The 13731-nt window shown below is 67.1% G+C and carries 15 protein-coding genes; 5 read left to right on the forward strand and 10 right to left on the reverse strand.

Going from position 1 to position 13731, the window contains the following annotated elements; all coding sequences use genetic code 11:
- Position 1: 1 nt before the first annotated feature.
- From MUB46_RS16620 to MUB46_RS16635, 4 genes are all read right to left on the reverse strand, one after another.
- Positions 2-1108: a 4Fe-4S dicluster domain-containing protein gene (locus tag MUB46_RS16620; RefSeq protein WP_261617049.1), complete on the reverse strand. Its 1107-nt coding sequence runs from the start codon at positions 1106-1108 to the stop codon at positions 2-4.
- Between the two features lie 132 nt (positions 1109-1240).
- Entirely contained in the window at positions 1241-1783 is a 543-nt protein-coding gene (locus tag MUB46_RS16625) for a flavin reductase family protein (RefSeq protein WP_261617050.1), read from the reverse strand.
- A 109-nt stretch (positions 1784-1892) separates the two neighbouring features.
- Complete coding sequence (locus tag MUB46_RS16630; protein WP_341850244.1) at positions 1893-4577, reverse strand: winged helix-turn-helix domain-containing protein; 2685 nt, start codon at positions 4575-4577, stop codon at positions 1893-1895.
- Between the two features lie 77 nt (positions 4578-4654).
- On the reverse strand, positions 4655-5842 hold the full coding sequence (locus MUB46_RS16635) for an LLM class flavin-dependent oxidoreductase (RefSeq protein ID WP_261617052.1): 1188 nt from the start codon (positions 5840-5842) through the stop codon (positions 4655-4657).
- A gap of 291 nt (positions 5843-6133) precedes the next feature.
- Between MUB46_RS16635 and MUB46_RS16640 the strand changes: the two genes are divergently transcribed.
- From MUB46_RS16640 to MUB46_RS16660, 5 genes are all read left to right on the forward strand, one after another.
- The gene (locus MUB46_RS16640) at positions 6134-6622 is read left to right on the forward strand and encodes a TRAP transporter small permease (protein ID WP_261617053.1); all 489 of its coding nucleotides are present in this window, start codon (positions 6134-6136) and stop codon (positions 6620-6622) included.
- Positions 6619-7911: a TRAP transporter large permease gene (locus MUB46_RS16645; RefSeq protein ID WP_261617054.1), complete on the forward strand. Its 1293-nt coding sequence runs from the start codon at positions 6619-6621 to the stop codon at positions 7909-7911. Before MUB46_RS16640 ends, MUB46_RS16645 begins: the two co-directional genes overlap by 4 nt.
- A 47-nt stretch (positions 7912-7958) precedes the next feature.
- Complete coding sequence (locus tag MUB46_RS16650) at positions 7959-9005, forward strand: TRAP transporter substrate-binding protein (protein WP_261617055.1); 1047 nt, start codon at positions 7959-7961, stop codon at positions 9003-9005.
- A 95-nt stretch (positions 9006-9100) separates the two neighbouring features.
- Positions 9101-9922 carry an alpha/beta fold hydrolase gene (locus MUB46_RS16655; RefSeq protein WP_261617056.1) on the forward strand — a complete coding sequence of 274 codons (822 nt, stop codon included), beginning with the start codon at positions 9101-9103 and terminating at the stop codon, positions 9920-9922.
- 39 nt (positions 9923-9961) lie between these two features.
- Entirely contained in the window at positions 9962-10405 is a 444-nt protein-coding gene (locus MUB46_RS16660) for a cupin domain-containing protein (protein WP_261617057.1), read from the forward strand.
- A 213-nt stretch (positions 10406-10618) separates the two neighbouring features.
- On the opposite strand, the gene MUB46_RS16665 is transcribed toward MUB46_RS16660, so the two are convergent.
- From MUB46_RS16665 to ccoO, 6 genes are all read right to left on the reverse strand, one after another.
- A complete protein-coding gene (locus MUB46_RS16665) occupies positions 10619-10852 on the reverse strand; it encodes a hexameric tyrosine-coordinated heme protein (protein ID WP_261617058.1) in 234 nt (77 codons plus the stop codon).
- A gap of 71 nt (positions 10853-10923) precedes the next feature.
- Positions 10924-11727, reverse strand: a complete 804-nt coding sequence (locus MUB46_RS16670) for a DUF2189 domain-containing protein (RefSeq protein WP_261617059.1) — start codon at positions 11725-11727, stop codon at positions 10924-10926.
- A 10-nt stretch (positions 11728-11737) separates the two neighbouring features.
- The gene (locus MUB46_RS16675; RefSeq protein ID WP_261617060.1) at positions 11738-11905 is read right to left on the reverse strand and encodes a hypothetical protein; all 168 of its coding nucleotides are present in this window, start codon (positions 11903-11905) and stop codon (positions 11738-11740) included.
- Positions 11902-12795, reverse strand: a complete 894-nt coding sequence (gene ccoP / locus MUB46_RS16680; protein ID WP_261617061.1) for a cytochrome-c oxidase, cbb3-type subunit III — start codon at positions 12793-12795, stop codon at positions 11902-11904. The genes MUB46_RS16675 and ccoP overlap by 4 nt, the downstream gene beginning before the upstream one ends.
- Positions 12792-12986, reverse strand: a complete 195-nt coding sequence (locus MUB46_RS16685; protein ID WP_261617062.1) for a cbb3-type cytochrome c oxidase subunit 3 — start codon at positions 12984-12986, stop codon at positions 12792-12794. The genes ccoP and MUB46_RS16685 overlap by 4 nt, the downstream gene beginning before the upstream one ends.
- Complete coding sequence (gene ccoO, locus MUB46_RS16690; RefSeq protein ID WP_425256278.1) at positions 12983-13729, reverse strand: cytochrome-c oxidase, cbb3-type subunit II; 747 nt, start codon at positions 13727-13729, stop codon at positions 12983-12985. The genes MUB46_RS16685 and ccoO overlap by 4 nt, the downstream gene beginning before the upstream one ends.
- Positions 13730-13731 lie beyond the last annotated feature (2 nt).

The following is a 13731-nucleotide window of genomic DNA, read 5'->3' on the forward strand; positions in this document are numbered from 1 at the left end:
CTCAGGTTTCCTCCGCGGACGCGCGCATCGCCGCGACCTCCGCCGTGATGTCGATGCCCGCGGGGCACCAGGTGATGCAGCGCCCGCAGCCGACGCAGCCGCTTTCGCCGAACTGGTCGATCCAGTTGGCGAGCTTGTGCGTCATCCACTGACGATAGCGCGAACGCACGTCCGGGCGCACCGGTCCGCCGGGCAGATGGGAGAAATCCATGGTGAAGCAGGAGTCCCAGCGCTGGCGCCGCTCGGCCCTGAGCCCGTCGAGATCGGTGACGTCCTCCTCGGTGTGGCAGAAGCAGGTCGGGCACACGAAGGTGCAGTTGGCGCAGGAGAGGCACCGCGCGGCCACGTCATCCCATCGCGGATGCTCGGGATTGTCCTGCAGCAGCGACTTGAGGCCGCCGGTATCCATCGTCCGCCCCATCGCGGCGGCGGTGCGCGCCAGAAGCGCGTCGGCGGCGGCGGTGTCCTCGTCCGTCGCTGGCACGAGCGGCAGCCGCGCCGCCAGCGCCGCGCCGCGCTCGCTGCCCGTCTCCACGAGAAAGTCGTGCCGGTCCCCGTCGACGAGTTCCGTCAGCGCCAGGTCGAAGCCCTCGCGCGCCCGGGGCCCGGTCTCCATCGATACGCAGAAGCAGGTGCCGCCGGCCGTGGCGCAGTTGACGGCGACGAACAGCGCGTCCTTGCGCCGGGCCGCGTAGTCGGTCTCGGTCGCGCCTTCGCGCAGGAAGACCTTGTCCTGAACCGCGACCGCGTGAAGCTCGCAGGCGCGCATGCCGACGAAGGCATAGCGGGGTGTTTCGTCCCGGTGCGCCCGGATCGCGAAGCCGTCGCCCTCGCGCTCGGCCTGCCAGAGCGTGCGTTGGGGCCTGAACAGGAAACGCTTCCACGACTGCACCCCGGCGGTATAGCCGAACAGCGAGGGATCGTCGCCGCGCGTCAGCCGGTAGTGTCCCGCCTCCTGCGCGTCGGTCCAGCCGGCGGGCAGGTCGTCGACGCCGGATATCTCGTCATAGATGACCGCTCCGGCGTCGAGCCGGGGGCCGACGACCGTATAGCCGTCGGTCTGCAGTAACTGCAGAAGCAGCGGGAAGTCGTCGCGCGACAGCTTCAACGGTCCGGGCCCCCAATCGACGTCGGGCCCATTTAAAACCGCAACTGCGGCGATTCAATGTACGGATCCGGTCCTGCCGCGGGCGGTCTCGCCGCGCGGGCACGGGCAAGACCGGACCGGAAAACGCGGGGATCAGTCCCGCAGGCGGTCGTCGCCCAGCCTCGCGTAGCGCTTGGCGAAATAGACGAGCGGATCGCCGGGCGTGTGCGCGGCGTGCGTAACGGTCCCAATCACGATGTCATGGTCGCCGGAGGGCACGATCTCCGCCACGTCGCAAAGGATGTTCGCCACCGCGCCGGCGATCACCGGAACGCCACGGCTCGTCACGACGTGCTCGACCGTTTCGAACTTGCCTCGGCCCTTGCCGGCGAACCGGTTCGAGATCTCAGCCTGCGACGCGGACAGGACATTGATGCAGAAAACCTTGTGCTTGCGGATCGCGGCAAGGGTCGCGGACTCGTGACCGAGGCACGCGAGATACTGCATCGGCGAGATCGAGACCGGAACGACCGCAGTCATTGTCAGCCCGCAGCCATCCCCGTCCATCCCTGCTGTCGTGACTACGGCGACGCTGGAGGCGAACCGGCTTGAGGCTTCACGAAACAGATCGGGATCGGCCGGATGTAGCTCCCCTATCGACGGCTCGGGCTCTCGCTCGATTTGAATAGCGCGCATTACGCCTCCCGCTTGGCATCATCACTACTGGCAACCATTCCCGGAGCAGACACCAGGGCGGTCGGTCGAGGCACCTATCGAAAGATAGCTTTTGCGAACGGTGCGTGACCTACGGGATAAGACCCAACTCGCGGATGCGCCGGATCGCCCCGGCCCGACGCCGGATGCCGACCTTGTCGTACACCTGCTGCAGGTGCCATTTGACCGATCCTTCCGTCATACCGAGACGCTGGCCGATTTCGCGGTTGCGCAGTCCCGCGGCGACGAGTGCCGCGATTTCGGTCTCCCGGCTCGTGAGCTGCGACACCATGACGGCAGCATCGTCCTCAGCTGAAAGCGGGCCGACGCGCCGGCCCGCGTCGGAGGCGCGCAGAATCTCTTCGACGAACGCATCCGTCGCCGTCGCCGTTTGGTGGTTGCCGTCGACCGAGTCCGCCAGCAGGCGGATCGTCGTTTCCCCTTCGTCGAGGAACGCCCGCACGAATCGGCCGGGCGCACCGCTCGAAGCCGCTTTCCTGACCTGCCGCCGCGCCGCCAGCTCGTCGCCTTCGAGCAGCTTCAGGTGGCCTATGAGGATGTCCCATCGCACGGCGGAGCGGTTCGCGCCGCTCTCCAGCGTGAACGCGGCCCAGCGCTTGGCCAGCCGCAGCGCGTCCGCGATCCGGCCCTCGGCCCTGGCGATGCGCGTCCAGGCGAAGGCACGTGCCTCCGTGGCGGTTGTCGCGCCGGCGACCGGCAGCAGCAGTTGCGCGTCGACTGCCAGGCCCTCGTTGCGGGCTAGTTGCAGCGCCTCGTTGGCGCGGCCCGCCAGCAGCAGCAGTCTGATCCGTTCCGCGGCGGCGATGTCGTGCAGCCGGGCGATGCCCCGGGTCTTGGCGAAGACCGAGTACTCCGCCAGCATGGCGAGTGCGTCGTCCGCGTTGCCCTCGGCGGCGAGAAGTCGCGCCCAGGTCACGTGGCCGGCGATCATCTGATCAACGAAACCGTGCTTGATGTGCCCGCGATAGGCTTCCAGCAGCGAGCGGGCCTCTTTGAGTTCGTTGCGCTCATAGTGGACTTCGGCGAGCAGACACGCCGGCCCGGCGAGAAACCATTCCTGGCCTTTCGCGTAAGCGCGGGCGGCTTCCACACCCTCGCCAAGCGCGCGGAGCGCCCCGTCGGTGTCGCCCGCCATGCATCGCGACGGGCCAACGATCGACTGATTCCAGACAAACCCGTAGGTACTGTCGGCGCGACGGAACCGCGCCAACGCCGAGGCGTCCAGCTTCGCCAGATTCCTGAGGTTGAATTGCTCGCGTTGGGCATACAGTAGGGAGCTCTCGACGCTGCCGACCACGTAGGGATCGATCTCGACCGTCCGCGACAGCAGCTCCAGGCACCTGCGTTCAGCCTCGGGCTGGTTGTCGGTGAACTGCGCGATCATCATCTCGCCATGGTCCAGCAGGTATTTCAACCTGTCCCGGTCGGCGGACTCCCGGTCTGAAGCCGTCTCCTTGAGATACTCCGTGGCCAGACCCAGGAGTTCGTGCGCGGCGACGAAGTTGCGCTGGGTCGACATCGCCCAGGCCATGGTGAGCAGTACCCTGGGAAACTGCTTGAGAATGTCCTTCGGCAGTTCGTGCACGAACTGGGCGAGATGGTGGACCCTGCCTTTGTAGGTCGCGTCGGGACAGCACGCGTTGAGGACGTCCACGGCGCGGGCCCAGTCCTGAACGCCGACCGCGACATTCAGCGCCTCGGCGACATGTCCCGATGCCTCGAGGAAGGCGATACCCCGCCCGGCGATAGCGACCATCTCGCTGCTGTCGTTCTTCGCCAGCTCGCCCCGCAGGAACTCCCGGAAGAGGGGATGAAGCGCATAGTGCTCGCGATTGACGTCGACGCGCTGCACGAAGCCGCCCAGCCGCTCGACCGCTCGGAGCTGGTCGGCCGCGTCCGTACGATTTGTCGCCCGGTCGCAGAGCTCGGCGGACAGGACGTTGAAGACGGATATGCCTCGGAGGAACGACCGGGTATCTGCACAGAATTCGTGCATCACCTCTTCGGCGAAGAAATCAGCGATGTATCCATGCGCGCCGCTGATCGACAGATCGTCGAGCGTCGCAGGTGGCTCGGACGCACCTAGCATGGCCAGCCGGACGCCGGCGGCCCATCCGCCGATCCTCGCGTTGAACCTCGCCACTGCTCCGTCGTTGACGTCTGCCTGCAGCTGCAACCGGAGTAACCGGGTCATTTCCTCGGCGTCGAAGGCCAGCTCGGCGGCGCCGAACTCTAAATAGCGGCCGGAGGCGCGCAGTCGCGCGAGCGGAATGTCGGGGCGGCGGCGGGATGCCGCGATCAGGCGACAGGTGTCCGGGAGATTATGGACGAGATCCGACAGGATCCGCGCGGTTGCGGCATCGTCGACATCCAGGTCGTCCACAAAAATGGTGACGGGCCCGCGCCGGCCGGACAGTACGGCGATGGCGGGGTCTGTATCTTCGGCGTCTGGATACGCAGCGGCACCGTCCGTTCGCAATGCCGCTGCGAGGTCGTGGAACAGCGCCGCCGATCGGTGGCACACGTGGTCGGCGAGCCAAATGGTTTCCTCGCCGGCACTCTCGATGGTTCGGCGCCATTCGGCCAGAAGGGTCGACTTCCCGTAGCCGGCGGGCGCGTGCACCAGCGTGAACCCGGTGCGCCGCGCGGCATCCAAGGCGCCATCGAGCCGGGGCCTCGCCACTGTCCCGGCCGGTAGCCGGGATGACGAAATCCGGGCCTGACTCAAGGGAGCCGGGGCGGACTGTCGATCCATCTGGCTACGACTGGTCCCAAGTTACCGATCGCCGTTTATAGCCGCGGCGCGAAGTCCCCTTCAACTCCAACCGCCGGTCATGACGCCAGAGCGGCAGGACCGTCGTCCGCCGATACCTGGGCACGCGACCGTAGGTACGGGATCACCTCTTCGCCTAGGTAGGTGAGGGTGCGGACGACCTTCCAGTGCGGCATGTCGCCAAGATGAACCTGGAAGATGACGCGCGTGGTTCTGGCGTCCTCGGCCCATTTCTCGACCGCGTGGGCGACGGTCATCGGCGAGCCGGCGATGATGCGGTGGGTCTTGCGGACACCCTCCCAGTCGAACTTGCCGTGGCTGGCCGGCAGCACCTGGCCGTTGCGTTTGCGGAATTGCGCGAGCGTCAGATAGCCCGGAACGTCGGTGAAGCGGCCGGCGCGCAGCAACACATCGAAGAAGAGGCGGGCGTGCGGCTCCATCTCCGCGACCGCCTGCTCGTCGGTTTCGGCGATGTGCACCTGCACCGTCATCGGCGTCTGGTCCGGCCGGATCTCGTGACCGTACTCTGCGGCGAGTTCGCGCAGCCTCTGCTGGGCCGCCAGCTGGGTTGCGATCGGGCTGAAGGTCGACGAATAGCCGAAGCCGTACTTAGCCGCGAGTTCGATGGTTTCCGGGCTGCCGGAGCCGACGAAGTAGATCTTCGGATGCGGTTTCTGGAACGGGCGCGGCCAGACGTTCAGGTAGCGGTAGTTGTAGAAGCGGCCGGTGTGGCGATGCGGCGACCCCGGCGACCATGCCTTGAGCATGACCTCGACCGCCTCGGCCTGACGCTCACGCGCCGTCACCGGATTAATCGGGTTCAGCCAGTACTCCATCGGTGTACCGAGCGGGACGGCGATCTCGAGCCGGCCGCCGGACATAACGTCCAGCATCGCGTAGGTCTCGGCCAGCCGGTGCGGATACTCGATTGCCGGCGGCGTACCCATCACGCAGATCTTCGCGCGAGAGGTCTGTGGGATCAGCGCGGCGGCGATGATAGAGGGAACCGGCATCATGCTGTAGGCGGTGCCGTGATGCTCGTTCACGCACAGGCCGTCGAATCCAAGTTTCTCGGCGAGCACGAGCTCGGAGATGTAACGGGTGTACAGCTTGTGGCCGACCTCGGGATCGAACAGATCGTTCGGCAGGTCGACCCAGAGCGAATCCCGGTCTTTCACGTCCTCGGGAAGGTTCGAGAATGGCATGAAGTGCCATGCGTAGAATTCGGTGCCCGACAGGATGCCCAATGCTTGATCTCCATGTAAGTGTCGGCCGGTGGTCGACGGCGCCTGCGCCACAGCGCCCACGCCGCCGCGCTCGACGGTGCTCGCGATTTTTCTGCAGTTGCCAACGCTAAGGTCCTCGTACCGGGCCGGTCACCTATCGAAAGATAGTGTCGCGTACGGTTCCACTTGCCTGACCTATCTTTCGATAGGTGACGGAGACGGGACCACGCCCAACGATCACGCCCTTTCCCGATGTCGGGCCTTTGGCGTGACCTCGGACTCGGCGGACTTCGGATCACGGTGGGGCGGGACTTGATCGACAGACTGCAAAAGGGCCTGCTCTCCTTCGCCGGCATCGTCGTTCTCGCCATCATGGGCGTTACGGTGGTCGACGTTATCGGCCGCTACGTCTTGAACCGGCCATTGGCCGGCTCCTTCGAGATCACGCAGCTGTTGCTCGTCCTTGTGATATTCGCTGGCCTGCCCGCGGTCTGTGCGGCGGGCTCGCACATTCGCGTCGACGTACTGCTCCACATGATGAGCAAGGGGGTCAGGCGCTTCGTTGAGCGGGCAAGCGCGGCCATGATCGTGGCAACGCTCGTCTATCTCGCCATCCTGACCTGGGAAAAGGCGGGAGAGGTGGTCGCGATCGGGGATGTGACGCCCTTTTTGCACATCCCGATCGGGCCCTTCGCGTATTTCATCTCGGCGTCCTGCGGCTTAGCGGCGATCGCGTTCACCGCGAGAATGCTGCGCGAGCTGCGTCGCGTCGCCGTTCCGGCCGATAGGTCGCCGTCGTGACATCGGCGCTGGTTTCCATCGCCGCGCTGTTGGCACTCATGGCCGTCGGTTTGCCGATCGCCTTCGCCATGTTGATCGTGGGCTTCGCGGGCCTGGTCTACGTTCTTGGCTGGACGCCGGCGGCCGCGCTTGTCGCGCAGACGACCCTCGACGCCGGGCAGGCCTACGAGCTTTCGGTCGTTCCCCTGTTCATTCTCATGGGAAGCCTCGTGGCCAGGGCCGGCATCGCCGACGACCTGTATGTCGCCGCGAATGTCTGGCTCGGCCGGTTCCGGGGAGGCCTGGCGATGGCGACCATCGTCGCCTGTGGCTTATTCAGCGCAATGTCGGGAAGTTCGCTTGCGACGGCCGCGACCATGGCCAAGGTCGCCATGCCGCCGATGAAGCGGTACGGCTATCAGGACAGCATCGCGGCGGGCTCGATCGCCGCCGGCGGCACGATCGGCATCCTGATTCCGCCGAGCGTGGTCATGATCGTCTACGGCCTGCTGACGGAGACGGACATCGGCAAGCTGTTCGTGGCCGGTATCGTACCGGGCCTGATCACGATTGCCGGATACATGGCCGCGATCTGGCTGACCGCAGTTCTCAAACCCGGTATCGCGCCGCGCGGAGAGGCGACGTCCTTCCTCGAGAAGCTCGCCGTGACGCGCCGTGTGTGGATGTTCGCCCTGCTGCTGATTGTCGTTATCGGCGGCATCTATCTTGGCGTCTTCACGCCGACGGAGTCTGCCGGCATCGGGGCTTTCGGCGCGTTCCTTCTCGCCATCGTGCGCGCGCGGCTGCGCCCGGCGGTGGTGTTGGACATTCTGAGAGACGCCGCCGGTATCACGACGATGCTGTTCTTCGTTCTGATCGGCGCGCTGATCTACACCGCGTTCCTCAACCTTGCCGGATTCTCCTACTGGCTGAGCGAAGCGATCACCGGCCTCGGGCTAACCCAGCTGGAACTCATCTTCATTCTGATGGCGGGCTACGTCGTGCTCGGGATGTTCCTGGAGAGCATGTCACTCATCATCCTGACGATCCCGATCGTCTTCCCGATCGTCCAGGCCGCGGGGATAGACCCCGTCTGGTTCGGCATCTTCGTGGTGGTGCTGACCGAGGTAAGCCTCATCACGCCGCCAGTGGGAATGAACATTTTCGTTCTCCGCAGCGTGCTCCCCGAAGTCGGCTTCCGCACGATCTGCGCCGGACTCATTCCGTTCTACGTCGCCGACATCATCCGGATCCTGATCTTCCTGTTCGTCCCGATGACGGTGATGTTCCTGCCGCTTTCAATGCACTAGGGCGCAAAGAACAACGACAAGCAAAGCAAAAGCAGAGGAGACACGACATGAGCACACTGACGCGATTTCTGTCCGCCGCGGTGGCGGCGATCGGCTTGGCAGCTTCTGTTCAATCCGCCGCCGCGCAAACGACCCTGCGCGTCTCGAGCTGGGCCCCGCCGACCCATCCGGTCACCACCGAGATCTTTGGTAAATGGGCCCAGGACGTCGAGCGCGTCACCGATGGTCGGGTGAAGACCGAGATGCTCGGCGCCCCGCTCGGTGCGCCGCCTGCCTATTTCGATCTGGTGAGCAAGGGGATCGTCGACGTCAGCTTCGTCACCCACGACTTCCTGCCGAACCGTTTCGTGCTGAGCGGGCTGTCGCAGCTTCCCTTTTCGACCTACAGCGCCGAGATCTCGTCGGTCGCTCTGTGGCGGACGCACGAGGCCATGCTGGCCGAGTTCGACGAGCACAAGGGCGTGAAGGTGCTCGCGTTGATGGTGCACGGACCCGGACAGCTCTACACGATCAGCAAGCCGGTCACCGCCATCGCTGACTTTGCCGGGCTGAAGGTCCGCGCGTCCGCGGCGATCCAGACGGAGATTCTCGAACAGGTCGGCGGCTCTCCGGTCTCCGCGCCGCCGACCAAGTCCTACGAGGTGATGTCCAACGGAGTCGTCGATGGCACGCTTTTTCCTCCGGAATCGATGAGCGGCTTCAATCTCGTTCCGCTGGTCAAGCACGAGCTGGCGGTGCCCGGCGGGTTCTACACCACGAGCTTCGTGATCATGATGAACCAGGCCAAGTGGGACAGCCTGTCGGACGCCGACAAGGAGGCGATTTTGTCCATCTCAGGCGAGTACCTGTCACGGCGCGCTGGCGCCGTCTGGGACGCCTCGGACGAGGCCGCCAACGCGGAAATCGACGAAGCCGGTGTCCAGCGTGTCGTCGCCGAGGGCGCATTCCTGGAGGAGCTGAAGCAGACGCTCGCTCCGTTGGAGGACAGCTGGATCGCGCGCGCGAGTGCCAAGGGGCTCGATGCGAAAGCCGCGCTCGAATTTTATCGCGCGGAGGTCGGGAAGGAAATGGCCGCGCGGAACAAGGCGAACTGATCGCGGCCGCCGGCCGGTCGCCTATCTTTGGATAGGTGACCGGTGCGCCCGCTTCCTCGAATGTCGTCCGACAATGGAGTGAGACGAGAATGACGATGTTGAACAAGCCATACGTGGCGGCACCCGAAGGTTTCCAGCCGAGCGAGTACGATATCAGCGGCGTGCGGACCGTTGTCTATCAGAGCGGGCGCGCCCCGGGGCAAGGCGGGGCGCAAGACGCGCGGCCGCTGGTCTTCCTGCACGGCGCGGGCACCTTCACCGGGTTCGATTTCCTTGCGGACCTCGCCGCCGAGCGTCGCGTCATCGTTCCCTACCACCCCGGCTTCGGCGAATCCGGCGACGATCCCGACATCGACGACATCAACGATTACGTGCTCCACTATCTGGAGCTGTTCGATGCGATGGGGCTTGCCGAGATCGACCTGGTCGGCTTCTCGTTCGGCGGCTGGATTGCCGCGGAGCTGGGCGTGTCGCGGCCCTCGCTGTTCGCCCGCATCGTGCTCGTCGCACCGTCCGGTCTGCCGGTCGCCGAGCCACCGGCCGCCGACGTGATGACGATCCCCGCCGCGGACCTGCCCGGCTATCTCGCGCACGATACCTCCATCTTGGAGAACAAGCTGCCGAAGGCCCATGACGTCGACTTCCTGACGCTCGGCTACCGCGAGCGGGTTGCGGCGGCCCGGGTCGTCTGGGATCGGCCAATGGGGAACCGCAAGCTGGGCCGTCGCCTCGGCCGGCTCTCGCAGCCCGTGCTGCTCGTCTGGGGCAAGGAGGACCGCATCCGGCCGGTCGAGCACGGCGATGCCTGGCTCGACCGCCTGTCCGACGCCCGACTGGAGGTGCTGCCGAACGCGGGGCATCTCGTGCTCGACGAGGCGCCCGGGGCGATCCAGTCGATCGCCGCGTTCCTGCGATAAAGCCCGCTCATCCTTCAGCCGCTACGAGGAGCCAAGCATATGATGGTCATGCCTGCCGGCATCACGCCCTCGACGGAGGGGTTCGACGGGGTCGTCTGGTCGATCCTCGGCCAGACCTACACCCTGAAGCAGCACTCTGATCACTCGATGGCGTGGCACGCTCTCTTTCCGTCGGGAACCTTCGTGCCGCCGCACGTGCATCCCACCCAGGACGAGTTCATTTACGTCCTCTCCGGGCGCTACGATCTCTGGCTCGACGGCAAGGAATTCACCGCCACGGCCGGCGATCTGGTGCGCATGCCGATGGGCATTCCCCACGGCATCTTCAACAAGTCCGGCGCGGACGCGACCAGCCTTTTCTGGGTCGCCCCGACCCGCTCGCTGAAATCCCTGTTCGAGCGAATTCACAACGTGCCGGATCCCGCCGAGGTGGTCCGGATCGCCGCCGAGCACGAGGTCGACTTCCTGCCGCCGGCCGACTGAGGGGCGGACCAAAGCGCCGGTCGGCTCTCCGGAACACGACACACACACGGCGCCCCCGCCTCCCTGACGGCGCCGCTCCCCTGACCGCGTACTAGACTCCGGTATGGGTGCGGGATGCGACCTGCGGCGGCGACAGCGCGTCATCCATCGCCGCCGCAGATACCGCCTTCCGACACGCGGCGCCCCACGGCCGCGTGCCGGTCCAGCATCCTGTCAGGCGCCGGCCCGCCAGTAGTCGTTGGCCGCCGCGATCGTGGCGAAGTTGGTGGCGACGACCTGCGAGACCGCGATCAGCGCGTCGGCATCGCCGGCATAGTCCGGCCGCATCCGCTCGCGCTCGTCGGCGTCCGGCTGGGTCTTCTTGACGGCGATGCGCGCCAGTTTCACGGCCAGGTCGTAGCCCTCGCTCGGCGTCGCGGTGACGAGGGTCGGCAGCCAGTTGTCCATTCTTCTCTCCTATCCCCTTGGTTTGTGGTGGCGGGTCTCGCCGGTCGGCAGCGTGTTGCGTGGTCCGGGGCTCACGGGCCTGTCTCGTGTCGGGCGATCGCGCGCCAGGCGTGCCACGTGCCGTGGCCCAGGGCCGGATAGATGACGATCAGGCCCACGAGCCCCGTGGCCACCGACAGGGCGACCCCGGCGACGACAATCGCGCCCCATGTGAGCGTCGACGGCAGGTTGCTGGTGGTCATGCCGAAACTGGTGCCGAGCGCCGTCAGCGCGTCGCGCCGCTCGCTCATCAGCATCGGGATCGAGAATAGGCTGATGGCGAAGGCGAAGGCGGCGAAAAGGCCGCCGACGGCGGTTCCCACCGCGATCAGCGTCCAGCCGCGCGCGGTCGTCAGCACGTTCGTCAGCGCGTCCTCGGCGCCGGGAAACGGCTGCAGTCCGAAGAACAGCGCGTACAGGAGGTCGGCGGCCCGCAGCCAGAAGAAGACGAGCAGGCCCAGCATCAGGCCGGCGAACGCCAGCTGGCCCGTCGAGGTCGGCCGGGCGCGCAGCATCGCGCCCAGGCTCACCGGCTCGCCGGCGGCGAGGCGCCGGCTCTTCTCATAGAGCCCCAGGGCGAAGAACGGGCCGACGATCAGGAACCCGGCGAGTGCGGGCAACGCCAGATAGATCGTCCCGGTCGCATGGAGCCCCGCCAGAACGCCGACGGAGATGGCGACGATCAGCAGTCCGTAAACCAGGCTCGGCCCGGGCGTATGCCGGAAATCGTTCCATCCGGCCCGCAGCCAGTCGAACGCGGCGCCGGCCGGCAGGTCCCGCGCGAACGGCGAGGCGGGCCGGAGCGGTTCCTGAAGGGCGGGAAGCGGCTCGAGCATGGGATTGTCCTCAGCAGGCGCGCCGCGCGGGCGGCTTGTCCGGCGCCGGCGCGATGCAATCTGGCTGCGAGCGCAGCGCAACCGTCAGGAGATGGGCGTTGGCGGCGAGGAACACGCCGGCGAGGACGACCGCGCCGAGGATCGCGAGGCGCCGTTGCGATATCAGTGTCACTGTCACTGCCCGCCTCCGGTGCTTGCCGCCGCGCTCAACGCCGCGACGTAGAGGGCGAGCATGTTGATCTCGGCGTCGTCGAGCCGGCCCTCCCAGGACGGCATCACGCCCTGGCGGCCGTCGCGCAGGGTGGTCAGGATGGCGTCGCGGCTGCCGCCATAGATCCAGTGGTCGTCCGCTAGCGACGGCGCGCCGATCCCGAGGCCGCCGGCTCCGTCGTCGCCGTGGCAGGAGGCGCAGTTGTCGGCGAAGATCGCGGCGCCCGCGCTGGCCGGATCGGCCTGCCCGGAAGACAGCGCCAGCACATGGTCGGTCACCGCCGCGATGTCTTCGCGCTGCAGCATCCCGTCGCGACCGAAGGCCGGCATCTGGCCGAAACGGGTGTCGGGATGGGGGCTGTTGATGCCGACGCGCAGGGTCTCGGCGATGGCCTCGGGCGCGCCGTCCCAGAGCCACGTGCCGTCCGCCAGGCTCGGGAAACCGGGCCCGCCCGTCCCGTCGCTGCCGTGGCAGGCCGCGCAGTTGTCGGCGAACAGGCGCGCCGCGGCCGGCATGGCGTGCGCCATCAGCTCGCTGTCGGCGGCCAGCGCCGGGAAATCCCCGGAGGCGAAGGGCCGCGTCCAGTCGGCCCGCTCCTCGGTCAGGCGCCGATAGCGCTCCGTGGCGACAACCTGCTGATCGAGCCCCAGCAGGCCCCGCGTATAGTCGCGCCCGACGGGCCAGGCGGGCAGCAGCACCCAGGTCACGACGGAATAGGCGAAGGTCAGGACCAGTGCCGCCACCACGATGCGCGGGAACGGCGTGTTCAGTTCGCGGATGCCGTTCCACTCGTGCCCCGTGGTGCCGTAACCGGTGACGGGATCGATGTCCGGCTCGTGAGGCGCGGGGCCGCTCATGGCCGCTCATCCGGTGTCCGGGCGGCATTCGATGCCGCGTTTCCGGGCAGGATGGAGCGTGCGGCGCGTTCGTGCGCGGCGCGGCGGCTTGGCCGGTAGGCCAGCACCACCACGATCACGAAGAAGCCCATCATCCAGATTAGGCCGGCGGTCTTGGCGAGGAAGACGAGGTCGTCGTGGCTCGGGGTCATCGGGCCGCCTCCTCCGTGGTCTCCCGGCCCGCGCCTTCTCCGTAGGCGACGCCGGTGAGCCGCCCCAGCGACTGCAGGTAGGCGACGAGCGCGTCCATCTCGGTCAGCCGCGCGGGATCGCCGTCGAACGCGCTGACGGCGACCCCCTCGCCGTAGCGATCGGGGATGCCGGCGGCGTCGTCGCCCTCGGGGCGGGACTGGGCCAGCGCATCGCGCTCGGCATTGGCGATCATCGCGTCGGTATAGGGGACGCCCAGCCGGGCCAGGGTGGAGAGCTGCGCGGCCATGTCCCCGGTTTCCAGCGGCCGCATCAGCCATGGATAGGCGGGCATGATCGACTCCGGCACGACCGCACGCGGATCGACCAGATGCGCGACGTGCCAGGCGTCGGAGTATTTCCCGCCCAGCCGTGCCAGATCCGGCCCGGTGCGCTTGGAGCCCCAGAGCATCGGATGGTCGTAGGCGGACTCCGCGGCCAGCGAATAGGGGCCGTAGCGGTCGATCTCGTCGGCCAGCGAGCGCACCATCTGGCTGTGGCAGGCATAGCAGCCTTCGCGCAGATAGATCTCGCGGCCGGCGAGTTCCAGCGGCGTCTGCGGGCGCAGGTCCGCCGGCACGTCCACCGTCTCGTCGATGGTGAAGAGCGGGGCGATCTCGACGATGCCGCCGACCGAGGCGGCGAGGATGATCGCGGCCACCAGCCCCATGGAGAGTTTCTCGAGATTGTAGTGGAGTTTCAGCATCG

This window comes from Microbaculum marinisediminis, from assembly GCF_025397915.1.
Classification (GTDB): domain Bacteria; phylum Pseudomonadota; class Alphaproteobacteria; order Rhizobiales; family Tepidamorphaceae; genus Microbaculum; species Microbaculum marinisediminis.